At 67.8% G+C, this 23,945-nt stretch carries 21 protein-coding genes and 1 pseudogene; 12 read left to right on the top strand and 10 right to left on the bottom strand.

Annotated features, from left to right (window positions below; translation table 11 throughout):
* The first annotated feature begins 20 nt into the window (after positions 1–20).
* From sdhD to CCO03_RS12970, 5 genes are all read left to right on the top strand, one after another.
* On the top strand, positions 21–386 hold the full coding sequence (gene sdhD / locus CCO03_RS12950; RefSeq protein WP_087281668.1) for a succinate dehydrogenase, hydrophobic membrane anchor protein: 366 nt from the start codon (positions 21–23) through the stop codon (positions 384–386).
* 52 nt (positions 387–438) lie between these two features.
* Complete coding sequence (gene sdhA / locus CCO03_RS12955; RefSeq protein WP_087281670.1) at positions 439–2,247, top strand: succinate dehydrogenase flavoprotein subunit; 1,809 nt, start codon at positions 439–441, stop codon at positions 2,245–2,247.
* A 27-nt stretch (positions 2,248–2,274) separates the two neighbouring features.
* Positions 2,275–2,982 carry a succinate dehydrogenase iron-sulfur subunit gene (locus CCO03_RS12960; RefSeq protein WP_087281672.1) on the top strand — a complete coding sequence of 236 codons (708 nt, stop codon included), beginning with the start codon at positions 2,275–2,277 and terminating at the stop codon, positions 2,980–2,982.
* An 8-nt stretch (positions 2,983–2,990) separates the two neighbouring features.
* Positions 2,991–3,263, top strand: coding sequence for an FAD assembly factor SdhE (locus tag CCO03_RS12965; protein ID WP_087284666.1), 273 nt, complete (start codon positions 2,991–2,993; stop codon positions 3,261–3,263).
* Positions 3,264–3,329: 66 nt separating this feature from the next.
* A complete protein-coding gene (locus CCO03_RS12970) occupies positions 3,330–4,625 on the top strand; it encodes a citrate synthase (protein WP_087281674.1) in 1,296 nt (431 codons plus the stop codon).
* Between the two features lie 558 nt (positions 4,626–5,183).
* Here the strand turns inward: CCO03_RS12970 and CCO03_RS12975 are convergent.
* From CCO03_RS12975 to CCO03_RS12985, 3 genes are all read right to left on the bottom strand, one after another.
* The gene (locus tag CCO03_RS12975; protein WP_087281676.1) at positions 5,184–6,191 is read right to left on the bottom strand and encodes a D-2-hydroxyacid dehydrogenase family protein; all 1,008 of its coding nucleotides are present in this window, start codon (positions 6,189–6,191) and stop codon (positions 5,184–5,186) included.
* Between the two features lie 220 nt (positions 6,192–6,411).
* Positions 6,412–7,959 (bottom strand): GTPase/DUF3482 domain-containing protein, encoded by a 1,548-nt coding sequence (locus CCO03_RS12980; RefSeq protein ID WP_087281678.1) that lies wholly within the window; start codon positions 7,957–7,959, stop codon positions 6,412–6,414.
* The gene (locus CCO03_RS12985) at positions 7,956–9,422 is read right to left on the bottom strand and encodes a DUF2868 domain-containing protein (RefSeq protein ID WP_157667678.1); all 1,467 of its coding nucleotides are present in this window, start codon (positions 9,420–9,422) and stop codon (positions 7,956–7,958) included. The genes CCO03_RS12980 and CCO03_RS12985 overlap by 4 nt, the downstream gene beginning before the upstream one ends.
* A gap of 576 nt (positions 9,423–9,998) precedes the next feature.
* Between CCO03_RS12985 and CCO03_RS20180 the strand changes: the two are divergent.
* A pseudogene (locus tag CCO03_RS20180) lies at positions 9,999–10,172 on the top strand (acyl-CoA dehydrogenase family protein); the annotation flags it as partial.
* Positions 10,173–10,574: 402 nt separating this feature from the next.
* Here the strand turns inward: CCO03_RS20180 and ppa are convergent.
* Complete coding sequence (gene ppa, locus CCO03_RS12995; RefSeq protein ID WP_087281686.1) at positions 10,575–11,102, bottom strand: inorganic diphosphatase; 528 nt, start codon at positions 11,100–11,102, stop codon at positions 10,575–10,577.
* 274 nt (positions 11,103–11,376) lie between these two features.
* On the opposite strand from ppa, the gene CCO03_RS13000 reads away from it, so the two are divergent.
* Genes CCO03_RS13000 through CCO03_RS13010 form a run of 3 tightly spaced genes read left to right on the top strand, consistent with a single transcriptional unit; the run spans position 11,377 to position 13,325 of the window.
* A complete protein-coding gene (locus CCO03_RS13000) occupies positions 11,377–11,949 on the top strand; it encodes a DUF3455 domain-containing protein (protein WP_087281688.1) in 573 nt (190 codons plus the stop codon).
* Positions 11,950–12,009: 60 nt separating this feature from the next.
* Positions 12,010–12,588, top strand: a complete 579-nt coding sequence (locus tag CCO03_RS13005; protein ID WP_087281690.1) for a sigma-70 family RNA polymerase sigma factor — start codon at positions 12,010–12,012, stop codon at positions 12,586–12,588.
* Complete coding sequence (locus CCO03_RS13010; protein WP_087281692.1) at positions 12,585–13,325, top strand: anti-sigma factor; 741 nt, start codon at positions 12,585–12,587, stop codon at positions 13,323–13,325. The genes CCO03_RS13005 and CCO03_RS13010 overlap by 4 nt, the downstream gene beginning before the upstream one ends.
* 49 nt (positions 13,326–13,374) lie before the next feature.
* Here CCO03_RS13010 and CCO03_RS13015 read toward each other — a convergent pair whose 3' ends face one another.
* From CCO03_RS13015 to CCO03_RS13025, 3 genes are all read right to left on the bottom strand, one after another.
* Positions 13,375–13,914, bottom strand: a complete 540-nt coding sequence (locus CCO03_RS13015) for a methylated-DNA--[protein]-cysteine S-methyltransferase (RefSeq protein ID WP_087284668.1) — start codon at positions 13,912–13,914, stop codon at positions 13,375–13,377.
* A 404-nt stretch (positions 13,915–14,318) separates the two neighbouring features.
* Positions 14,319–15,095, bottom strand: coding sequence for a BPSS1780 family membrane protein (locus CCO03_RS13020; protein WP_157667679.1), 777 nt, complete (start codon positions 15,093–15,095; stop codon positions 14,319–14,321).
* Positions 15,096–15,102: 7 nt separating this feature from the next.
* Positions 15,103–16,104: a homoserine kinase gene (locus CCO03_RS13025; RefSeq protein WP_087281696.1), complete on the bottom strand. Its 1,002-nt coding sequence runs from the start codon at positions 16,102–16,104 to the stop codon at positions 15,103–15,105.
* A 266-nt stretch (positions 16,105–16,370) separates the two neighbouring features.
* Between CCO03_RS13025 and phaP the strand changes: the two genes are divergently transcribed.
* On the top strand, positions 16,371–16,937 hold the full coding sequence (phaP, locus tag CCO03_RS13030) for a TIGR01841 family phasin (protein ID WP_418236025.1): 567 nt from the start codon (positions 16,371–16,373) through the stop codon (positions 16,935–16,937).
* A gap of 626 nt (positions 16,938–17,563) precedes the next feature.
* On the opposite strand, the gene CCO03_RS13035 is transcribed toward phaP, so the two are convergent.
* Genes CCO03_RS13035 through CCO03_RS13045 form a run of 3 tightly spaced genes read right to left on the bottom strand, consistent with a single transcriptional unit; the run spans position 17,564 to position 21,840 of the window.
* Positions 17,564–18,631, bottom strand: a complete 1,068-nt coding sequence (locus tag CCO03_RS13035) for an HlyD family secretion protein (protein ID WP_087281700.1) — start codon at positions 18,629–18,631, stop codon at positions 17,564–17,566.
* 24 nt (positions 18,632–18,655) lie between these two features.
* Positions 18,656–20,305, bottom strand: a complete 1,650-nt coding sequence (locus CCO03_RS13040; protein ID WP_236903801.1) for an MFS transporter — start codon at positions 20,303–20,305, stop codon at positions 18,656–18,658.
* Positions 20,302–21,840, bottom strand: coding sequence for an efflux transporter outer membrane subunit (locus CCO03_RS13045; protein WP_087281702.1), 1,539 nt, complete (start codon positions 21,838–21,840; stop codon positions 20,302–20,304). The genes CCO03_RS13040 and CCO03_RS13045 overlap by 4 nt, the downstream gene beginning before the upstream one ends.
* Positions 21,841–22,044: 204 nt before the next feature.
* On the opposite strand from CCO03_RS13045, the gene CCO03_RS13050 reads away from it, so the two are divergent.
* The gene (locus CCO03_RS13050) at positions 22,045–22,704 is read left to right on the top strand and encodes a TetR/AcrR family transcriptional regulator (protein WP_087284672.1); all 660 of its coding nucleotides are present in this window, start codon (positions 22,045–22,047) and stop codon (positions 22,702–22,704) included.
* A gap of 166 nt (positions 22,705–22,870) precedes the next feature.
* A complete protein-coding gene (locus tag CCO03_RS13055) occupies positions 22,871–23,914 on the top strand; it encodes an extracellular solute-binding protein (RefSeq protein WP_087281703.1) in 1,044 nt (347 codons plus the stop codon).
* The last annotated feature ends 31 nt before the right edge of the window (positions 23,915–23,945 follow it).

The following is a 23,945-nucleotide window of genomic DNA, read 5'->3' on the forward strand; positions in this document are numbered from 1 at the left end:
CCCACGAAAGGCATACAAAAATGGCAGTCAATTACGGTTCCAAACGTGCGGTGGTCGGTGCTCACTACGGCTTGCGCGACTTCCTGGCTCAGCGTGCCACGGCATGCCTGATGGCCCTCTTCACCATCGTGTTGCTGGCTCAGGTCATCTTCTCGACGGGCCCCATCGGCTACGACACCTGGGCAGGCATTTTTTCGGCCCAATGGATGCGCGCCCTCACCTTCGCGCTCATCGTGGGTTTGGCCTGGCATGCCTGGATCGGCATGCGCGACATCTGGATGGACTACGTCAAGCCCGTGGGCTGGCGTCTGGCCCTGTACACCTTGACCATTGTCTGGCTGGTGGGTTGCGCCGGCTGGGCCTTCCAAGTGCTGTGGCGCCTGTGATCGGCTCGGCAAACGCACATCCATCTGACCCACACAATTTCACAAGAGCATCATGAGCTACACAAAAGATCAGGTCACCAACCGCAAGTTTGACGTGGTGATCGTTGGCGCCGGCGGCTCCGGCATGCGCGCCTCGCTGCAACTGGCCAAGGCTGGCCTGAACGTGGCCGTTCTGTCCAAGGTTTTCCCGACCCGTTCACACACCGTGGCGGCCCAAGGCGGCGTGTCCGCGTCGCTGGGCAACATGAGCGAAGACAACTGGGAATGGCACTTCTACGACACCATCAAGGGCTCTGACTGGCTGGGCGACCAGGACGCCATCGAGTTCATGTGCCAGGAAGCCCCCAAGGTGGTGTACGAGCTCGAGCACTTCGGCATGCCGTTCGACCGCAACGCCGATGGCACGATCTACCAGCGTCCGTTCGGTGGCCACACCGCCAACCACGGCGAGAAGCCCGTGCAGCGCGCCTGCGCCGCGGCCGACCGCACCGGCCACGCCATGCTGCACACGCTGTACCAGCAAAACGTGAAGGCCCGCACCACGTTCTTCGTGGAGTGGATGGCCCTGGACCTGGTGGTGGATCGTGAAGGCCATGTGGTCGGCGTGACCGCCATCGAGATGGAAACCGGCGATTTCTTCACGCTGCAAGCCAAGAACGTGCTGCTGGCCACCGGTGGTGCCGGCCGCATCTTCCAGGCCTCGACCAACGCCTTCATCAACACCGGTGATGGCCTGGGCATGGCGGCCCGCGCAGGCATTCCGCTGCAGGACATGGAGTTCTGGCAGTTCCACCCCACCGGCGTCGCCGGTGCCGGCGTGCTGCTGACCGAAGGCTGCCGTGGTGAAGGCGCCATCCTGCGCAACAGCGATGGCGAGCGTTTCATGGAGCGCTATGCCCCCACCCTGAAGGACCTGGCACCGCGTGACTTCGTGTCGCGCTCGATGGACCAGGAAATCAAGGAAGGCCGTGGCTGTGGTCCCAACAAGGACTACATCCTGCTGGACATGACCCACCTGGGTGCCGACACCATCCGCAAGCGCCTGCCGTCGGTGGAAGAAATCGGACACAACTTCGCCAACGTCGACATCACCAAGGAACCGATTCCCGTGGTGCCGACCATCCACTACCAGATGGGCGGCATCCCCACCACCATCAATGGTCAGGTGTGCGTGCCCATGAACGGCGACTACAACACGCCGATCAGCGGCCTGTACGCCGTCGGCGAATGCTCGTGCGTGTCGGTGCATGGCGCCAACCGCCTGGGCACCAACTCGCTGCTCGACCTGCTGGTGTTCGGCAAGGCTGCCGGCAACCACATCATCAGCAACTTCAAGGCCAACGAATCGCACCGCGCCCTGCCGGCCGATGCCGCCGACTACTCGCTGGAGCGCATCAACCGCCTGGAAGCCAATGCCAGCGGCGAATACGCCCAAAGCATCGCCAACGACATCCGCTCGGCCATGCAGCAGCACGCCGGCGTGTTCCGCAAGCAGTCCATCATGGACGAAGGCGTGGACAAGATCGCCGCCCTGCGCGAACGCGTGAAGGACCTGGGCCTGAAGGACCACTCGCGCGTGTTCAACATGGCGCGCCAGGAAGCCCTGGAGGTCGAGAACCTGATCGAAGTGGCGCAAGCCACCATGGTCTCCGCCGCAGCCCGCAAGGAATGCCGTGGCGCCCACACGGTGGTCGATTACGAACACCCCGCCGACTACGCACCGGCGCCCCTGGGTCGTGACGACCAGAACTGGCTCAAGCACACGCTGTGGTTCAGCGAGTCGAACTCGCTCGACTACAAGCCCGTGCGCATGAAGCCGCTCACCGTCGACACCGTTCCTCCCAAGGTTCGCACGTTCTAATCGCTGGCACTTTTTCGAGAACTCACGATGCAAAAACGCACTTTCAAGATCTATCGTTACGATCCCGACAAGGATGCCAAGCCTTACATGCAGACCGTGGAGATCGAGCTTGAGGGCAACGAGCGCATGCTGCTCGACGCACTGATCAAGCTCAAGGCCATCGACCCCACGATCTCGTACCGCCGCTCCTGCCGCGAAGGCGTGTGCGGCTCCGACGCCATGAACATCAATGGCAAGAACGGTCTGGCCTGCCTGACCAACCTGCGCACGCTCAAGGGCGACATCGTCCTCAAGCCCCTGCCGGGCCTGCCCGTGATCCGCGACCTGATCGTGGACATGACCAACTTCTTCAACCAATACCACTCGATCAAGCCTTACCTGATCAACGAGACGCCGGTGTCCCCCGACAAGGAGCGCCTGCAGTCGCCGGAAGAGCGTGAAGAACTCAACGGCTTGTACGAGTGCATCCTGTGCGCCAGCTGCTCGACCAGCTGCCCCTCGTTCTGGTGGAACCCCGACAAGTTCGTGGGCCCGGCTGGTCTGCTGCAGGCCTACCGCTTCATCGCCGACAGCCGCGACGACGCCACGGGCGCCCGCCTGGACAACCTCGAGGACCCGTACCGCCTCTTCCGCTGCCACACGATCATGAACTGTGTGGACGTGTGCCCCAAGCACCTGAACCCGACGAAGGCCATTGGCAAGATCAAGGAGCTGATGGTTCGCCGAGCCGTCTGATGCAGAGCATGAAGGACAGTGACTTGCTTGACGAGCGCCAACGTGGGCGGCTTTTGTGGAGCTGCCGGCGTGGCTTGTTGGAAAACGACCTGTTCATTCAGCGGTTTTTTGACCGCTACGGCGCATCGTTGACGGTGCGCCAAGCACGTGGTTTGTCCTCCCTGATGGACCTGTCGGACAACGACCTGATGGACTTGCTGCTTCGCCGCAGCGAGCCCAGCGGTGACTTGGCCAGCGACGAGGTGCTGGAGGTCTTGACCCAGCTGCGTGAGCGCCCGTGATTTGCCGCCGGCGCTGTTGTCAGCGACGGATCACGTCTGTTTTTTACGAAGGAACATGCAATGACTATGAAACTCTCCGATAACAAGGCCACGCTGGCGTTCTCGAACGGCAGCCCGAGCGTGGAGCTACCGGTCTATCACGGCACCATCGGTCCGGATGTGGTCGACATCCGCAAGTTGTACGGTCAAACGGGCATGTTCACCTATGACCCGGGCTTCCTGTCCACCGCGTCCTGCCAGTCGTCGATCACCTACATCGACGGCGACAAGGGCGAGCTGCTGTACCGCGGTTACCCCATCGAGCAACTGGCCACCCAGTGCGACTACCTGGAAACCTGTTACCTGCTGCTGAACGGCGAGCTGCCCACGCCCGAACAGAAGAAGGAATTCGACGACCGCGTGACCAAGCACACCATGGTCAACGAGCAGATGCAGTTCTTCCTGCGTGGTTTCCGTCGCGACGCCCACCCCATGGCCGTGCTGACGGGTCTGGTGGGCGGTCTGTCGGCCTTCTACCACGACAGCACCGACATCAACAACCCTGAGCACCGCGAGATCTCGGCCATCCGCCTGATCGCCAAGATGCCCACGCTGGTTGCCATGGCCTACAAGTACGGCGTCGGCCAGCCCTACATGTACCCGCAGAACGACCTGTCGTACGCCGGCAACTTCCTGCGCATGATGTTCGGCAACCCCTGCGAAGAGTACAAGGTGAACCCGGTCGTCGAAAAGGCGCTGGACCGCATCTTCATCCTGCACGCCGATCACGAGCAAAACGCCTCCACCTCCACGGTGCGCCTGTGCGGCTCCTCGGGCACCAACCCCTTCGCCGCCATTTCGGCCGGCGTGGCCTGCCTGTGGGGCCCGGCCCACGGCGGCGCCAACGAAGCCTGCCTGAACATGCTGGAAGACATCCAGCGCATGGGCGGCGTGGCCAAGGTCGGCGAGTTCATGGAGAAGGTCAAGGACAAGTCGAGCGGCGTGAAGCTGATGGGCTTTGGCCACCGCGTCTACAAGAACTACGACCCCCGCGCCAAGCTCATGCAGGAAACCTGCAACGAGGTGCTGGCCGAGCTGGGCCTGGAAAAGGACCCGCTGTTCGCCCTGGCCAAGCAGCTCGAGAAGATCGCTCTGGAAGACGACTACTTCGTGCAGCGCAAGCTCTACCCGAACGTGGACTTCTACTCGGGCATCGTGCAGCGCGCCATCGGCATCCCGGTGAACCTGTTCACCGGCATCTTCGCCCTGGCCCGCACCGTGGGCTGGATCGCCCAGCTGAACGAAATGATCAGCGATCCCGAGTACAAGATTGGCCGTCCGCGCCAGCTGTACACGGGCGCCGTCCGCCGCGACATCAAGTAAGGCGCGATGCGCAGGGCGTGCACCGCCCTGCCGAGTCCCCACAAGCAGGCCCAGGCCTGCTTTTTTCTTGGGCGCGCGTGGCGTGAGCCAGCGGCGTTGAACGCGGTGGTCTGCACATGCCGTGCGCCGCGTTGGTCCTGGCTCAATGGGATGCATGGCTGGCCGCAGCACCGACGCCGCGCTTCAGGCCTGGACTTGTCGAGCCCACGCGCCACTCACCTCAACATCCTGCCCTGCGATGCCAATCTGCATGCATGAAGGATTGGAGTATCCGCCTTTCTCCGTTTTTGATTGAACGAGTGTCAGCCCATACTCCAAGCCATGACCGATTTGTTTTCACACAGAGCAGGCGCGTGATCGCCGGTCTGTTCCATGCGCGCATCGACTGATCTCGGACCCAGGCCGCGGATCCGCCACGGAACGTGAGCGCGGTCTCAGATCAGCTTGAACGGCGGCCGTGCGGGCAATTCACTCGGGCTGAGTTCGCCTACACGCCGATCAACAGATCGCTGCCAGCCGCCGCGCACAGGCCATCGCGCAGTTGCCCGCCGCGTCGCCTCAACGCCGGTACTGCAGGGCCTCGGGGTTGGCCACCAGGCTGGGCTGGCCGTGGATGTAGTTCAGCACGTTGTCGAACGCGGTCTCGAAGTAGTACTCGTAGGTGTCCTGCTCGACAAAGCCGATGTGCGGCGTGCAGATGCAGTTTTCCATGCGCAGCAGTGCGTGGCCCTGCAGGATGGGCTCGGACTCGAACACGTCGATGGCGGCCAGGCCGGGACGCCCCCGGTTGAGCGCGCAGACCAGCGCATCGGGTTCGATGAGTTCGGCGCGCGAGGTGTTGATGAGCATGGCCGTGGGCTTCATCATGCCCAGGTCCTGCAGCGACACCACGCCTTGCGTGGCCTCGCTGAGCCGCAGGTGCAGCGAGAGGAAGTCGCAGTGTTCGAAAAACGCTTGCTTGGACGGCGCCGCCACATAGCCCTGGGATGCGGCGAGCTGGCGCGAGGCCTCGCTGCCCCAGACGACGACGTCCATGCCGAACGCGCGCCCGTACGAAGCCACGAGCTGACCGATGTGGCCAAAGCCCCAGATGCCCAGCACCCGGCCGCGCAGCAAGGTGCCCAGGCTGAAGTTGGGCGGCATGGAAGCCGCACGCATGCCCGACTGCTGCCACGCGCCATGCTTGAGGTTGCCCACATACTGGGGCAGCCGCTTGGCCGCTGCCATGAGCAAGGCCCAGGTCAGCTCGGCCGGCGCAAAAGGTGAACCCACGCCCTCGCTGACCACCACGCCCCGCTCGGTGCAGGCGGTCAGGTCGATGTGGCTGCCCGCCCGCCCCGTCTGCGAGATCATCTTGAGCCGGGGCAGCTTGTCGAGCAGGTTGCGCGTGATGTGGGTGCGCTCGCGGATCAGGACGATGATGTCGGCGTCTCGCAGGCGCACCGACAGCTGGCCCGTGCCCTTGACGGTGTTGGTGAAGACCTTCAGCGGATGGTCGGCCAATTTCTGTGCACACGCCAGCTTGCGCACGGCATCTTGATAGTCGTCCAGCACCACAATGTTCATGGGCCGAGATTGTGCCTGCTTTGCCCCAGGGGGTATGCGCGGCACGGGCGGTTGGCCCACGCTGCAGCCGCGGGTTGCAGACCGGCCATCGCGGCTTGGCGCGCCAGCCGGTGAGTCATCGCCGAGCTGCGCTGCTCATGGTTCGATTCAATTCAAATGACCAGTATCCGCCTGCTGCCGATGTATTCGAATCGGTAATGTGCGCATACTCCTGCCGCCATCACACCTTCGGTTGCAACCCGTGCTGCAGCCAGTCCGTCACGGCGTCGGCCAGCGCGTCGTCCGTCAGGCGCGCGGCCGAGCCCTGGGTCAGCGCCTGCGCCATGGCCGTGTGCAGCAGTTTGAGCAGCTCCCCCGCCCTGTCGCGCCCGGCCTGGGTGCGTGCGACGTCGCCGGCATCCCCCACGATCTGCGGCGTGGCGTTGGCGTGGCCGCGCGTGCCCAGTACGGCGATCAGCGCCAGCCAGCGCTGGGCCAGCAGGCACAAGGCCGCATCGTCCAGCCGCACCAGCTGCTCGCCCTGCAGGCGTTGGCGCAGCACGGTCCAGGCCGGCTTCCACCCCTGGCTGGCGATGCCCCCGACGGTGGCACCCAGCGCTGCGCCGGCGCCCAGCGACAGACCCGCCAGCGCGAGGTCGGCCGCCACTCCGACGGCCGCACCGATCGCCGCGCCGGTGCCCAGGCGCAGGCCCACCTGCTTGAGCACTTCGGGGTTGAACAGGTCGTCGGCCCACTCACCGGCCAGGTTGCCCAGCGCCGCCATGCGGGCGTCGCCGGCGTCAAACCCGTACAGGTCCAGCAAACGGGCCTGCGGGGCCTGCAGCGCCTGCATCACACGGCGCTGAAACCCGTCGAGGATGAGTTGCTTCTGGCGCGGCTGCTTCAGCGCCTCCACCGCCACCACCTCGCGCAGGCCGGCCAGCTCCAGCAGGCTGTGGGCGGCGATCTGACAGGCGGCGCGCTGGCGCAGCCCCGCTTCGTGCCGCAAGGCCTCGCGCACATGCGTCAGCTGCGCGCGCCGGGCCGGCAGCAGGCTGGCCAGGTCGGCGTACAGGGTCTGCTCGGCGCCAGCAAACGGGGCCACGGCGTCGAACACGGCGTGGGCATGCAGGCCGGCCTCGCGCAGGCTCTGCAGCCACTCGCCCGGCCGCGCGCCGGGCGCGCCCGCATGGTTCAGCACCGGGAAGATGGGCTTGGCACAGGCAACCAGCAAGCGGCACTCGGCCCGGTACTTGGGCAGCACGGGTTCGCGGCAGTCGATGACCAGCATGGCGGCATCGAGATCGGCCAGCATGGCCCGGATGACCTTGGCTTCCTGCTCGAACTCGCCCCGCGCCAGGGGCGATTGCAAGAAGGCTTGCAGGCGTTGCGCGGGGGTCGACGTGCCACCCGGGCGAGATACGGCAGACCCCATGGCGCCGGCGCCGACCGTGAGCGCATCGTGCGCACCATGGTCTGCCGCTGGCGAGGCGGGATCGGCCCGCGTGTCCCGCGCGGCACCGGGCTGCGGCTCGGTCAGGGCCGCCTCCAGCGCCACCGCATCCTCCAGTCCCGGCGTGTCCCAGTACTCGATCCAGGTCTTGCCCTGGACCACCAAGTCGACCGCCTCGGTCTGGCGCGTGGCCCCCGGCCGCGCCGACACCTCGCCGAAATCGCGCCGCCGCGTGAGCGTGCGCAGCAACGAGGTCTTGCCCGCGTTCGTGTGCCCCACCACCGCGATGCGCAGCGGCCCAGCGGCCGGTGCCGCGGCCAGGGGCTGGGCGTTCATGCGTCCTCCCCGGGGTTCAACAGGCCCACCGCCAGGCCCTCGGCCTGCAGCCAATCTGCCCAGCGCTGGATGTGCTGCGCCACCTCAGGCGCAGCCAGGCCCGGGGGCCAGCTCAGCCACAACCGCAGCTCGGCTGCCAAGGGCACCAGGCTGCGCAGCAGGCGCGCCACGCTGCGGTCGGGGCTGGCCGACCCCGCCACGGCGACGACCAGCCGGGGTCGGCCCAGGCCGGCCACCGCCGCCACGCAGGCCGCCGCCGATTCGGCGCTGCCGTCGCAATCGCCAGTCCACACCGGGGCGGGCAAGCTGGGCCAGCCGGCCGCACGCTGGGCCGCCTGCACCGCACGCCACAGGGCGGCGTCCTGGCTGTCCAGCCCGGGTTGCTCGTGCACCAGCAGCGCCCACCCCTGACCTGCGACGGCTGATGCCACCGGCGCCGCTGGCGCGGGCGAGGCATCGGCGTCGATCACACGCGACCCTTGCAGTCGGTTGAAACGCGCCAACGCCCACTGAAAACCGGCGTCGTCTTCAGGCAGGCGCACCCGCGCCAGGCGGCGGCGCAGCACGGCCCCGCACAGCCCGGCCAGCAGCACGCGTGGCAGCAGCCCGTAGACCAGCACGCACGCCATCAGCCACCAGGCCCACAGCCCGAGCGGTGCCCCGCCGGCCTGCGCCGCCCCGCTCGGGCTGGCTGCCCAGGCAGCAACGGTGGGCGTGGCCACGCCCAGCTGCGCCGGCAACCAGCCCAGGCCGTTGATCAAGGCCTGCTGCGCGCCCGGTGACAGGATGGTGGTCTCCACCACCGGCTGGTAGGCCCGAAACGCAAAGCCCGTCCCCATCACCAGCAAGATGAGCGCAAACCCCAGGGCCCAGGCACTGTGGCTCACCAGGCCGGTCAGCCAGGGCGTGGCCCGCGCCTGCCCCAGCGTGGCCCAGGTGCCGGCCAGCAAACGCTGCGCCGACGTGCCCAGGCGCGCGGCCCCCCAGGCCATGGCGCGCGGCACCCAGCCCCCCAGCAGCACGGGCGGCCCGCCCACCGAGCGGCTGGGCAGCACCACGCTGAGCAGCCACAGCAACAGCATCACCAGGTTCATGCCCAGCAGGCTGACCAGCGCCCCCAACAGGTTCACGCGCGTGCCTTCGCCCATCACCGCCGCCGACATGCCCCAGGCCAGCAGCACGACCACGGCCACCAGCGCCAGCCACACGCCCAGCCCCAGGCGACGCAGCTGCTGCCAGGCCTGCGGCAGCGCCAGCGCGTCACCCAGCCACCAGGCCCGCGCCAGCACCCGCTCCTGCGGGGTGCTGGCGGCGGCCGCGGCAGCCTGAACGGCCGCGTGGTCATCGAGCGGCTGCGCGGCATCCAGCGCATGCACGGCACGCGCCGTGGCCACGCGCTGCAACGCGCTGGCCGGCGGTGGCCAGGCGCCGTGCCCGAAGGCTACGGGATCAGTATGCGACATGAACGGTCAAAATTTCATCGGCAGTATGGTCTCATTGCCGTTTCATAAACAACAGGAACAGCACCATACTGCCTAACATGAGTCAACGGAATTGGCAGCAGACTACCATGAGCTGGACCAGCAACGGCGAGTTTCTCGGCGCATCCCTGAGCGAGCCCTGGGCCCGTCTCGCAGCGAGCCCTGCGGCGACGCCCGCGCCAAGGGGCCTCGGCCCGTCGAGCGGCGGATCCGCCGATGCGCCACGCGGACCCACGCATCGCCCCCTGCGCCCCTGCGCCCCTGCGCCCCAGCCCAGGCTGCCGGCCCGGGCCGTCACGGGTTGTTCCAGGCAGATCGTCCATGCGTCCGCCAAGGTCCGCCGCCCCGCAGGCCCTGCAGGGCCACCACCTGCAGGCTGCTCGTGCTCGCTGCCGGCTGGCCGGCACGTCGCGCGCGGCGCGCAGCAGGGCATTGGCCGCCTCGGCAAGGCGGCAGCCCGCCCTTGCTTGTCCGCCAGATAAGCACATGCGGAATTCGCAGTTCCCCTGCCATCCACCCTGGGCCAAGAATCGACGCTTTCCGCCACATGCCGCGCCCAGCCTGCTGCTGGACGTGGCCAGCGGCAGCGGCGTCTCCACCGCCGCGGCGCTGGACCGCCACTGGCGCAACCTCAAGGTCGTGGCCTCGCACAACCCGCGCCTCTACAAAGAGCGCATCCTGGGCGACCACTACCTCAACGGCACGGCCCTGCCGCAGGGCGCGTTCTTCTAGGCGGCCCACTGCGCGGCGGCCGGGCTCAGCCGCCACGCCACGTTGGTCTTGGGCAACGCGTTGCCGTTTCCTCCTGGTGCGGCGGCTCGACGCGACCGCGCGTTGCGGGTGGGCTCGGTCGCCGATGCAGCGGCTGCCGATGCAGCGGTCGCCGATGCAGCGGTCGCCGCGGCAGATGAACGGTCGCCCGGGCACGCACCTCGCCGGGCTTGGCAACTGCAAGCAAGCGATCGAGCCACTGGCCCGTTTCGTCGACCACGTCACCGCACTTGAACGCGCACGGCTTCTACGTCCGAAATCGCACCACACAAAGCAGTATGGCCTGGCTCCCGTTCAGTTTTAAACGGGAATCAGGCCATACTGCCATGCAGCTTGCCGATGCCTCACGGCATCGGCGTGGCATCACTTCTTGTAGGCCGCCAGACCGTCGGTGATTTCCTTGTGGGCGGCGTCCACGCCCACCCAGCCCGACACCTTGACCCACTTGCCGGGCTCCAGGTCCTTGTAGTGCTCGAAGAAGTGGCTGATCGCGTTCGTCAACATGGCCGGCACGTCTTCGGGGCGCTTCCAGTCCTTGTACATGGGGCACAGCTTGTCCGTGGGCACGGCCAGCAGCTTGGCGTCTTCGCCCGCCTCGTCGGTCATCTGCAGCATGCCCAGCGCGCGGCAGGCCACGACCGAACCCGGTTGCAGCGGGTGCGGCGTGATGACGAGCACGTCCACGGGGTCGCCGTCACCCGACAGGGTTTCGGGGATGTAGCCGTAGTTCGTCGGGTAGTGCATGGCCGTGGTCATGAAGCGGTCGACGAACAGCGCGCCCGACTCCTTGTCCACCTCGTACTTCACGGGGGCCGCATTGGCGGCGATTTCGATGATGACGTTGAACTGCTCCGGCGTCTTGGAGCCGGCGGGAACGTTTTTCAAAGACATGGAAGGCTTTCAGAGGAAGAAAACGTGACTGGCCAGCGCGCCACGGCCCTGGCCAAACCGGCGATTTTACGGCCGCCGCCCAGGCGGTCGCGGCGCCCGTCACGGACTGCCATCGCCGGCCCGTCGTCGGCGCAGCGCGGCACCCAGATCACGGGCTGAAAAAATATTCTTTCGCACGGTGCATCCAAACGAGGCCCTGGCGGGTAGTAGCGGTAGCAGCATAGAAGTGTCTGCTGCTCCAGCCTCTTCCACCAATCCATTTGGAGAAATCGACATGCAGACCCCTCGTTCCGTATCCCGCCCTGCCGCCGTGACCGCCGCTGTCGCAGCAGCCACCTTGCTCACCGCCTGTGGCTCGATGCACCAGCCGGCCAGCACGTATTCACAGACGTCGCTCCCCGCCGCCATCCAGGTTCCGGCCGGCAACAAGGTTGCGTGGGAAACCGTGGGGCGTGGTGACATCACCTACGAGTGCCGCGAGAAAGCCAACGCGCCTGGTCAGTCGGAATGGACCTTTGTTGGCCCCGAGGCAGTGTTGACGAACCGCGCGGGCAAGCAAGTCGGCCGGTACTACGGCCCTCCAGCGACCTGGGAAGCCAACGACGGCTCCAAGCTCACCGCCACTCAGGTGGCCGTGGCACCGTCTGGTGCAGGCCACCTGCCTTACCAGCTGGTGAAGGCCAATCCGGCCATGGGCAGCGGCGCGCTGGAAGGCGTGAGCTACATCCAGCGCGTTGCACTTCAAGGCGGTGTGGCGCCGGCGGACAAGCCCTGCACCGCCGCCACCAAAGGCCAGAAAACGGTGGTCAAGTACCAAGCCGACTACATCTTCTGGAAGCCCATCTGAGGTCGAAGCGCCCCAGATACACTGGGCAACGGACTTCGCGAAACTCCTCCAACTCATTACGTGCCGCCCGCAGCCACACACACCGACGAAGCGTTCGACCATGACGCGGCCTTGCACGCATGTGCACGCGGCGACCGCAACGCGCTGCGGCGCATTTATGAGGTGGAGGCGCGCTTTCTCCTCGGCGTGGCGCTGCGCATTGTCCGCGACCGTGCCGCGGCAGAAGACGTGCTTCACGATGCGTTCATCTCCATTTGGAGCCGATCGCCCAGCTTCGACGGCCGTCGTGGAAGTGGGCGGGGGTGGATCTACAGCGTTGTGCGGTATGCCGCACTCAATCGAGTGCGAGATGGCGCGCACGAGGTCGTGCAGGATGAATCTGTCCGTGAAGCCCACGATGCACAGGCCGCACTGGTCGCCTGGAACGAACGTGGCAGCGAATGGGAACGGCAAGCAACCCTGGGTCGCCTGGGACACTGTCTGGAGCAGTTGGACCCTGAGCGCCGCACCTGCTTGCTGCATGCCTACCTGGATGGCTGCAGCCACAGCGAGATTGCAACCCGGGTGCAGGCACCACTGGGAACGGTCAAGGCCTGGATTCAACGCGGACTGCGCGCCCTGAGGGAGTGCATGCAATGAGCGGCGACACGGATACCCCTTGGCCTATCGATGAGGGTCCCGAGAACGACCTGCAGGTGCAGGCCGGCGAGTACGTGTTGGGCACCCTCAGTGCGGTTCAGCGCCGCGCCGTCGAATCACGCCTTCCTTATGAACCTGAATTGCATGCCGCCGTGCAAGCGTGGGAGCAACGACTCCTGCCACTGACGCGCCTGGTTCCACCCCTTGAACCCTCCACAACGCTGTGGAGCCGCATCTCAAGCAGCATCCCTCCTGCTCGGTCAGAACCGCTCGCGCATCGCAGGGCATGGTGGCACTGGGACAGCCTCGCTCTCTGGCGCACGTTGGCTGCGGGCAGCTTCACCGCTGCCGCTTTGCTCGCAGCGGTGTTGCTGGTGCGAGAGGCATCTCCGCCTGCAGCTCCGCGTTACTTCGTCGTGCTGACAGCGCCGCAGAATCAGGCACCCGGCTGGGTGGTTCAAGCCCAAGCCGAAGGCCGTCTGCGCCTTGTGCCGCTGGGCAAAGGCGTGATCCCAGCAGAGAACTCCCTCCAGTTCTGGACCAAAGCAGACGGCTGGAGTGCCCCTGTGTCACTGGGGCTGGTCAAGCCGGGCGAGGCCATCGAGGTCCCTGTAGACCGGCTTCCTCCGTTGCAACCCAACCAGTTGTTTGAGCTCACCCTGGAGCCCAAGGGGGGCTCGCCGATCGGACGTCCCACAGGGCCTATCCAGTTCATCGGCCGAGCCGTACAAATCTAGGCCCACACCGCCAAGATGCTCGGCGCCATGGCGACGCAAGGCGCGCCCTTCAGGCGAACAGCGGCGCGTTGCCGCCTTCCAGGTCCAGCAGCACCCGCTTGATGGGCAGCCCGCCCCCGAAGCCGATCAGGCTGCCGTTGGCGCCGATCACGCGGTGGCACGGCACCACGATGGGGATGGGGTTGCGGCCATTGGCGGCGCCCACGGCGCGCACGGCCTTGGGGTTGTCCAGCCGATCGGCCAGGTCGCCATAGCTGCAGGTCTGCCCATACGGGATCGCGCACAGCGCCTGCCACACCTTCAGCTGGAAGGGCGTGCCGCTGGGTGTGAGCGGCAGCTCGAACGCGCGCAGGCGCCCCTCGAAGTAGGCCGCGAGCTGCGCCTGCGTGGCATCCAGCACGGGGTGGCGCGCATCACCCACGGCGTGCCAGGCAGGCCCGCGCGCCACGGGATGGCGGTTGACCTCGAACTCGATCGCCCACAGGCCGGCGTCGCTGGCCGCCAGCATGAGCGTGCCCACCGGGCTGGCGATGTGGCGGTAGGCGATGGCGCCGGGCGGCGTCGTCACGGGCGTGAAGGCAAGGGTCATGGCGGTGGGCAGTGGCACGGTGAGCACCGGCCATTCTGGCGCATTCGCGGGCGGCTGACGGGCTGCGCCACGCGCGCCGCTGGCCCGATTCGGACTCGCGAAACCGCCCCCCCGCAGAAAAAGGCCCGCGACACATGCCCGCCATGTGAACCCGATGCGCCCACTGCGCGAGGCGCCACTGGTGTGTGGATCGTGGGATGCATCGTGAAACCCGCCCAGTCGACATGGGCGGGTTTGACCAGCTTCACCGCCCTGCGGGCCGCAGTGCCCGTGTACCCCATGGCGCGACAGACGCCCACACGAGGCTGCCGCCAGCGCATTGCACGCGCTGACGTCAGCCCATCATGACACCAGCATCAACCCTTTGCCGTTTGCATGACATCGGCAACAGGCTCATACCCCCATCAACCGGGCCGTGGTGTGCTGGGCGGATGGCAATCGAGGAAGGCCTGGAACATGCCGCCCAGGCCGACGCAGCTGACCGCGGCCCAGATGGCAAAGGTCACGGGCACCACCAGGCCCGCGCCGCCCACCATCACCAGGATGAACTGCAGCAGGCTGCCCAGCGCCGAAAACGCCATGAACAGGCACAGCAGCCACAGCAGGTAGGCCGGCAGGCTGCGCACCATGGCCATGGCGCTGGTGCCCAGGGCCTGCAAGGTGGGGCTCTGGTTCCAGTACACCAGCGCGGCCGCGTGCATGAAGACCATGAGCAAGGGCACGTTGCCCACACCGACCATGAGCACCGCCGTCAACAGCTGCGAGTTGCCGCGGATGGCCTCGACGTTGGGCGTGCCGTCGGCGCTCATCAGCGCGTTCCAGTCCAGGCCCGAGAGCCACAGCACCGTCCACGTCAGCATGATGGCGCCATACAGCAGGCCCAGGCGCAGCATGTTGCGCCGGCGCACGGGCGCGCCGCGCAGGCCCTCGATCAGCAGCGCAGGCGATGGCGCGCGGCCGCCGCGCAGCTCGCCCACAGCGGCCAGCAGGCCAAAGCTGACGCAGGGCGTCAGCATCAGCGACAGCGGCAGGCCGACCAGCGGCAGGGCCGCCAGCAGCATCAGGCCCATGAAGCCGAGCAGGAACAGGCTGCCCAGCGCCATCGGACGGCGGAAGAAGCCCACGGCCCCCTCGCGCAGCCAGTACAGCCCCTGGCGCACGGGCACGGTTCGGTAGGTCATGGCCACCTCAGCTCAGGGTGTAAGGCCGGGCGACGCGCTCGCGCAGCACCCGTTCGAAATGCGCGGGATCGTGGGCCTTGAGCATGCTGGCCTCACGCGGCAGGTGAAAGTCCCACAGCCGCGAAATCCAGAAGCGCAGCGCACCGGCGCGCAGCAGCGCCGGCAGCAGCTGGCGCTCGCCCGCCGTGAGTGGACGCACGGCCTGGTAGGCGTCCAGCATGGCCTGGGCGCGCTCGGCATCGTGGGCCCCGGTGGGCCAGTCGATGGCCCAGTCGTTCAGGCACACGGCCAGGTCGAACAGCCAGGTGTCGCAGCCGGCGAAGTAGAAATCGAAGAAGCCCCCCAGCACCGGGGTCGCGTCCTCGCCCTGACGGGCCAGGTCGAAGATGGCGTTGTCGCGGAACAGGTCGGCGTGCACCGGGCCGCGCGGCAGGCCTTCGTAGGCGGCGCTCTGCGCCACGTGGTTCTGGTAGGCCAGCTCGGACTCGATCAGGCTGCGTTGGGCGTCATCGAGGTGCGGCAGCACCACCGGCACGGTCTCGTTCCACCAGGCCAGGCCGCGCAGGTTGGGCTGCTGGCGGTCGTAATCGGCCCCGGCCAGGTGCATGTGCGCCAGCGCTTCGCCCACCACCGCGCAGTGCGCCGCGGCGGGCGCCAGCACGCTTTTGCCCGGCAGGCGGTTGACCACGGCGGCCGGCTTGCCGGCCACGGTGTGCAGCAGCTCGTCCTCGCCCTTGCCCAGGCGCACGCCGGCCAGCTTGGCCTGCGGATCGGGCACGCGCACGCCGCGCTGGGCCAGGTGCTTCATCAGGTGCAGGTAAAACGGCAGCTGCGCGTGGGTCAGCCGCTCGAACAGCGTCAGCACCCACTCGCCCTGATCGGTCGTCAGGAAGTAGTTGGTGTTCTCGATGCCTCCTTCGATGCCCTGGAGTGCCACCACCTGACCCAGGCCCAGGTTGTGGGCAAGTTTTTGAGCTTGATCGACGGAAACTTCGGTGAAAACGGCCATGGGAGCGTGGGAGGAGAGAGCCTTCAGGCGCGATGCGCGCGGGCAAAGCCGCCATTGTGCATTGCTTCATCCCGGCGCCCGTGTGACCGCCCGCCCCAGCCTGGGCGCGCCGGGTGTGTTGCGAGGTTTCACAAAGTTACACATTTCATTGTGCATCGCAGCAAAACCCCTTGCACCGTCACACAGTGGGCCTACAATTCGAGTCATGTTGCAGTGCAACAAAAGAGCTGTACCGACCTCCCCGCCCCCTCCTTGAAGGAATGACCATGCTGACCCCCGAACAACTGCTTGCCCAACAAAAAGCCACCGTTGAAGCCCTGTTTGGTCTGACGACCAAGGCCTTCGAAGGCGTCGAGAAGCTCGTCGAGCTGAACGTGGCCGCCGCCAAGGCCGCCCTGAACGAATCGGCTTCGCACGCCCAGGCCGTGCTGAGCGTCAAGGACGCCCAGGAACTGCTGGCCCTGCAAGCCAGCGTGCTGCAGCCCCTGGCTGAGAAGACCGCCGCCTACAACCGTCACCTGTACGAAATCGCCTCGGGCGCCACAGCCGAAATCGGCAAGGCCTTCGAAGGCAAGGTCGCCGAATCGCAAGCCACCTTCGCCAACCTGGTGGACACCGCTGCCAAGAGCGCACCCGCTGGTTCGGAAACGGCTGTGGCCATGATGAAGAGCGCCGTCGCTGCCGCCAACAACGCCTACGAATCGGTGCAAAAGGCTGTGAAGCAAGCCTCCGACGTGGCCGAAGCCAACATCAACACGCTGGCCAACTCGGCGGTGAGCGCCGCCAAAACGGCCACCAGCACGGCCGACGCCGCTGTGGCCAAAAAGCGCTGATGCGCGGCGGGGTGACCCGCCTGACCAGTTGCCGCTGTTCTGACCGCGGCCCCCACCGAAGCCGGCCCTGTGCCGGCTTCGGCGTTGGTGGGCCAAGCTGCCGGCCTGCTTGGGATCAGCCCGTGTACCCGGGGCCACGCATGTCATTCAATGGGTGAACGCAGTATTCAGCCCTTGTCGTTTTCTGGTCAACGATACCAACCCTATACTGCGCCCAATTTCTGGGCGACGTCCCTTCTCTGCCTCATGACCCCGCCATCACACGCCTGAGGCGATCCGTCCGTCGCCTCGTCTGCAACGCCCAAACGGCTGCAGGTTCCTGCAGGCTCCCCGCCCAAGGCAAGGCACGCTGCTCGCGTGCTGCGCCAGACAGTCCCGTCGGCTGCGCCCACAACAGCTGGACGCGCCGGCGTACCCCTCTGTCACGCAGCACGCGTGTTGGCACGACAGGTCTGGGCCAACGAAAGCCCGCGAAGCCGCAGAACCCACCGACAGCCGGAGCCACCGGAAGACTTCAGCGCCGCCGCGCACCGATCAGGGACGAGCTGAACAGCATTCCCTGGTTGAACGCCCCTCCAGATTGGGACCCACAGTCCGCTGTCCGCCATCCGCCCCTCCACCTCACCTCACAACGCCGCTGCGGCATGGGCCTGGCCGGCACCGGCGGTGTCGATGCGGGGCCGCACCGACATGCCGACGCGCAGCTCGCGCAGGGCCTCCTGTCCGGGCTCCAGCGCAATGCGCACCGGCAGGCGCTGCACGATCTTGGTGAAGTTGCCGGTGGCGTTGTGCGGCGGCACGGCCGAAAAGCTCACGCCGCTCGCCGGCCCCAGGCTGTCGACGTGGCCGCGCAGGGACGTGTCCGGCAGCGCATCGACCTCGAGCGTCACGGGCTGCCCGACGCGCACGTGCGCCAGCTGCGTCTCGCGGAAGTTGGCTTCCACGTACAGGGCATCCAGCGGCACCAGCGTCAGCAGGGGCTCGCCCACGCGGGCATAGCCGCCAACCCGGGCGCGGCGCTGGGCCACGATGCCGGCCACCGGCGCGCGCAGCTCGGCGTACGAGAGTTGGAGTTCGGCCGCCGCCTGCTGGGCCTGTGCGGCCGACAGCGCTGCCCGCGCCTTGTCGAGGTCGGCACGCAGGATGGCGAGCTGTTGCCGCACCGAAGCCAGGGCGGCCACGTCGCGTTCGCGCGAGGCGCGATGAATGCCCCACTGCGCCTCGGCCTGCTGCTGCGCCTGCAAGGTGCCCGAGCCGTCCCGCGCCAGGTTGGCGAAGCGCTGCCGGTCGGCGTCGGCGAGCTTGAGCTGGGCGTCGTCGGCGGCAATCGCGGCCTGGGCCTGGGCGATCAGGCTGTGCTGCCGCTCCAGTTGCCCTTGCAGGCTGTCGATGGTGGCCTGGGCACCGGCCGCCTGCGCCTGGGCGCCGTCGACGGCGATGCGCAGATCGCGCGCATCGATGCGCACCAGCGGGTCGCCGGCGGCCACGCGCTGGTGGTCGGCCACGGCCACCTCGGCGATCACGCCACTGACCTGCGGCACGATGGCGGTGAAATCGGCTTGCACGTAGGCGTCGTCGGTGCGCTGCTCGGTCGCGGCCGATTCCGCGCGGTTGAGCACGAGGAAGGCGCCCACGCCCACGCAGGCGACGACGGCGCCAGCCAGGAGTCGGAAATGACGGGTGTTCAAAGTCATGGAAAGTCTCGAATCGGATGAAGGTCAACGCACGGCAGCGCCCGTGCCGGCGCCCACGCCAGCAAGAGGGCCTGCCAGAGCGACGGGTGCAGTGCCGGACGCGGCAGGCGGTTGGGGTGACGGGGATGGCGAAGGCAGGGTCGCCGTCGCGGGCGCCGGAATGCGCTGCAGGCACAGCACGCAGGGCACGAGCAGCACGGCGACGACGGCGAACAGCCGGTAGACATCGGCCGCCGCGAGGATGCTGGCCTGCTGGGCCACGGCGCCGGCCAGGGTGTGCCACGACTCCGCCTGCGGCAGGCCGGGCCGCAGCAACGCGGCGTGGTCCAGCAACACCTCGCCGTGGAACTGGGTGCGCAGCGTCATCAGCTGGTTGATGACCGCGCTGCCGAACACCGAGCCCAGGGCGCGCAGCGTGTTGATGATGCCCGAGACATAGGCGCCCTCCTGAGGCGCCACCACGCTGGTGCCCAGGAACAGCAGGGGCACCACGGCCAGCGGCTGGCCCACGGCCTGCAGCACCTCGGCCCACAGGAACTGGTCCACCCGCCACTCGCTGCTGACGCCCGAGCCCAGCCAGCAGGCCCCCGCGATGCACACCAGGCCCAGCACGAACAGGTGCCGCGCATCGACCCAGCGCTGGTAGAGCAGCAGCGCCACCACCGAGCCCAGCACCAGCTGGGGCAGGCCCACGATCAAGCCGATGGGGGCGATCTGCGCCATGCGAAAGCCCGGCCCGTGCGCCAGCACGTTCGCCGGCAGGGCCACGGCCGTGGACAAGGTGATCAACAGGCAGAAGAACACGGTGAACCCCAGGCCCAGGTTGCGCCGGCCCAGCAGCTGCAGCCGGACGAAGGGCGCGGGGTGGTGCCACTCGCTGAACAGGAACAGCGCGGTCAGCACCAGCCCGGACGCAAGCGCTGTGACGATCAGTGGCGACTGGAACCAGTCCAGCCGCACGCCCTGGTCCAGCCCCACCACCAGCAGGGCCAGGCCGGGTATGCCCACGGCCATGCCCAGCCAGTTGGCCTGCTTCAGGCGCGACAAGGCCGGCGGCATGGCCGGAACGCCCCAGCTCACCAGGGCCATGGCCACCAGCCCCAGCGGGATGACGTGCCAGTACACCCAGCGCCAGTCCTCCAGCCGGTCCACGCACAGCGCGGCCAGCCACAGCGCCACGTTGGGTGCGAACGTCGCCGTCATCGCATACAGCGCCAGGCCATGCAATCGGATCGCGGGGGGCAGAAAGCGCAGCGCCGACATCATCAGCAGCGGAATCAAGGCCCCCGCGAACAGCCCCTGTAGGGCCCGCAACGCCAGCAGCAGGTGCAGGTTGTGCACCAGCGGCAGCACCGCAGCCAGCAGCAGGGCCACGCCCAGGGCGCCGTTGTGCACGCGGCGCAGCGAGAAGGTGATGGCGAACCAGGTCGCGAACGGCATGGCTGCCAGCTCGCCGGCAAAGTACGCCGTGTTCAGCCACGCGGCATCGTCCGTGGCCAGACCCAGCGCGCCTTGCACGTCGGCCAGCACCAGCCCCGGCACGCGGTTGTTCAGCCCCGACACCATGGCCGCGAGCAGCACGCCCAGCAAGCCCGCCGCCAGGCGCGGGCCGAACACCGGCCCCGCTGCTGCGCCGCCCGCGGTGGCGGTGGCGTTCACCTGCGCCGCGCTCACGAGCGCACGTCCGGTTCAGCCGCGGGCACGGCTTGGGGGCTGCCCGCCTGCGCCGCGTCGGGCTGCAGCAGCTCGGGCGACCAACCGCCGCCCAACGCGCGGTACAGCCCCACCACGGACAGCGCCGACGCCGTGGCGCAGTCGGCCAGCGCGGCCTGGCTGCTCAGCAGCGAGCGCCGGGCCACCAGCACCGCGGTGAAGTCGGACACCCCTTCCTGATAGCCCTTCTGCGCCACGTCCAGGGCAACCTGGCTTTGCTGCTGCGCCTCGCGCAGCTTCACCTCGCGGGCGCGTTCGCTGGCATAGGCGCCCAGGGCGTCGTCGACTTCGTGCCAGGCGCGCAGCACCGTCTGCTGGTAGGCGATGGCCGCCAGCTGGTGGCGGGCCTCGCTCAGCGCCAGCTGGCTCTGCAGCCGCCCGCCCTGGAAGATCGGCAGGTGCAGCGTCGGCCCGACCGAAAACTGGCGCGAGGCCCAGCTGCCCAGGTCCGAGAGCTGGAACGCCTGCACGCCCAGGCTGCCACCCAGGCCGATGCGCGGGTAGAAGTCCGCCCGCGCCGCGCCGATGTCGGCTACGGCGGCCTGCAGCCGGGCGTTCGCCTGCAGGATGTCGGGGCGCGTGCGCGCCAGCTCGGACGACACGCCCACCGGCAGGCGAGCCGGCATCGCGGGCAGCGCGGCATCAACCAGCCGGTCGTTCAGCTCGCGCGGCGGCCAGCCCAGCAGCAAGGCCAGCGCGTTCATCAGGGTGTCGCGCTGGTGCTGCAGCTGCAGCAGGCTGGCCTCGATGCCCGCGAGGTCGGCGCGCGCCGCAGCGGCATCGAAGCGCGTGGCCACGCCATTGCGGGCCCGGCTCTCGGCCATGCGCAGCAGGTCCTGGGCAATGCGCTGGTTGTCCTGGGCGATGGCCGTCTGGGCCTGTGCGCCGCGCAGCAGCAGGTAGGTGCGCGCCACTTCGGCCGCCACCGACACGCGCACCGCTTCCTGCCCATAGGCCACGGCCTGCAGCTGCATGCGTGCCGAGGTTTCGACCTGCCGCAGGTGGCCCCACAGATCCAGCTCCCAGCCGGCCTGCAGGCCCAGCGTCCAGGTGCTGCTGCCCGCCGTGGGGGCACCCAGCCGGTGCAGGGGCGAGTGCTCGCTGAGGCCCGAGCGCGTGTAGCCGGCCGTCGCGGCCAGTTGCGGCGCCCGGTTGGCGCTGACCAGCCCGAGCTGCGCCCGGCTTTCATCGATGCGGGCCACGGCCGCGCGCAGGTCCAGGTTGCGGGTGCCGGCCTCGCCTTCCAGCGCGGTCAGCGTGGCGTCGTTGAACAGCCGCCACCAGGGTGACGGCGGCGCCGATGCGTCGAGCGCGGGCTGGGCGGCCACCGTCGCCGCGCGGGCCTGCAGCGCCGCGGTCGGGGTGTCGAGGTGGGGCGGGGGCAGCTGCGGATCGGTCATGCAGCCGGCCAGCAGCAACGGCACGAGCACCACCGACCACCGGCCTGGCGCAGGGGCGCCAGCTCGGTTGGGGTGAACCAGGGAATCAGTCGTCATGAAGGGGACGCAGGCGCAGCGGGGTGCCTGCTTGAATAAAACCGATCGGTACTATAACGGTTCAGCCTCATCCATGCAAGAGCACCATATCATTCATTAGCCCTTATCATAAGCACTGTGCGCTTGTTGATTTTGATAAAACCGTTCGGTATAGTCTCATCGACAGGCATGATTGCCGCTTTGCCCTGCCCGCCCCTGTCCGACATGCCGCCGCCCCCTGCCGACCCCTCCCCCAAATCGCTGGCCATCCTCGAGGCCGCCTCCCGCGTGTTCCTGGCGCACGGCTTCAGCGCCGCCACCACCGACATGATTCAGCGCGAGGCCAAGGTTTCCAAGGCCACGATGTACGCCTGCTTCCCGACCAAGGAGGCCTTGTTCGCCGCCGTCATCGAGCGCCAATGCGCGGGCACGCACCAGGCCGTCAGCGCCATCGCGGTGGTGCCCGGCAACTTGGCCAAGACGCTGACCGACATCGGCCTGGCCTACCTCCGGATCGTGCTGTCGCCCGAGGGGCTGGCGCTGCTGCGCGTGATCGTGGCCGACGCGCCGCGCTTTCCCGACCTGGCACGGCGCTTTCACCTGGCGGGGCCGCGGGTCATCATCGGCATGCTGGCCGAGCGGCTGGGCCAGGCGGCCCAGGCCGGCGAGGTCAACGTGCAGGCGGTGGGCATCGACGCGGCGGCCGCCCTGTTCATCAGCCTGGTGCGCGGCGAAGGCCAGCTGGAATGCCTGATGCACCCCGAATCGCACCCCTCGGCCGAACAACTGGACCGCTGGGTGCGGCTGGCGGTGACCACCTTCATGGCCGCTTTCGGCACGCCGGGCCGGGGGACCCAGGCCCCGGCATCGCCCGTCATGGCGTAAGGTCTTGCGGCACATTTGACTGCAGTATCCAGGCAATCCCGTTGCCCATAAAACGGTAATCGACCGATACTGACCACGATTCATCCAATGATCGGTGAAGTCACGAATGCGAACCACTCGCACCGCCCGTATCATCGCGACCCCGCCCCAAGCATGAAGGAGAGAGATGACACACCGCTTCGCCATCGCCGCGCTGGCCCTGGCCGCCCTGGGCTCGGCCCACGCCGCCGAGGACAAGGTCCTGAACCTCTATTCGGCGCGTCATTACGCGTCTGACGAGGCGCTCTACAACAACTTCACCCAGGCCACGGGCATCAAGATCAACCGCGTCGACGCCGACGACGCCGGCATCATCGCGCGCCTCAAGGCCGAGGGCAGCGCCTCTCCGGCCGACGTGATCCTGCTGGTCGACGCCGCCCGCCTGTGGCGCGGCGAGGAAGATGGCCTGTTCAAGCCCGTCAAGTCCGCCGTGCTCGAGGACAAGATCCCCGCCAACCTGCGCGCCGACGCCGTCGGCGACCAGGGCTCCCCCTGGTTCGGGCTGTCCACGCGCGCTCGCGTCATCGTCTACGACCCGGCCCGCGTGAAGGCCGGCGACGTCGACAGCTACGAAAAACTCGCCGATCCCAAGCTCAAGGGCATGCTCTGCATCCGCTCCGGCTCGCACCCCTACAACCTCAGCCTGTTCGGCGCCGTGCTGCAGCACATGGGCGCGCCCAAGACCGAAGACTGGCTCAAAGGCATGGTGGCCAACATGGCACGCGCGCCCAAGGGCGGCGACACCGACCAGATCAAGGGCGTGGCCTCGGGCGAATGCGGCGTGGCCGTGTCCAACAGCTACTACTTGGCCCGCCTCATGCGCTCGACCAAGCCCGAAGACCAGGCCGTGGTCAACAAGGTGAAGGTGGTGTTCCCCAACCAGGGCAGCTGGGGCACGCACGTGAACGTGGCCGGCGCCGCCGTGGCCAAGCACGCCAAGCACCCCGACAACGCCGTCAAGTTCCTGGAGTACCTGGTCAGCCCGCAAGCGCAGGACTACTTCGCCAACGGCAACAACGAATGGCCGGTGGTCAAGGGCATCGCCTTCAACAACCCGGCCCTGCAGCAGATGACGGGCGGCAGCTTCAAGAGCGAAACCATCCCCATCAGCGCCGTGGGCCGCAACCAGACCCAGGTGCAGCAGATGCTGGACCGCGTCGGCTTCAAGTGAGCGCCGCGCTGAACGCTTGACGGTTTGAGAG

This window comes from Comamonas serinivorans (genome assembly GCF_002158865.1).
GTDB classification, from domain to species: Bacteria; Pseudomonadota; Gammaproteobacteria; order Burkholderiales; family Burkholderiaceae_C; genus Comamonas_E; species Comamonas_E serinivorans.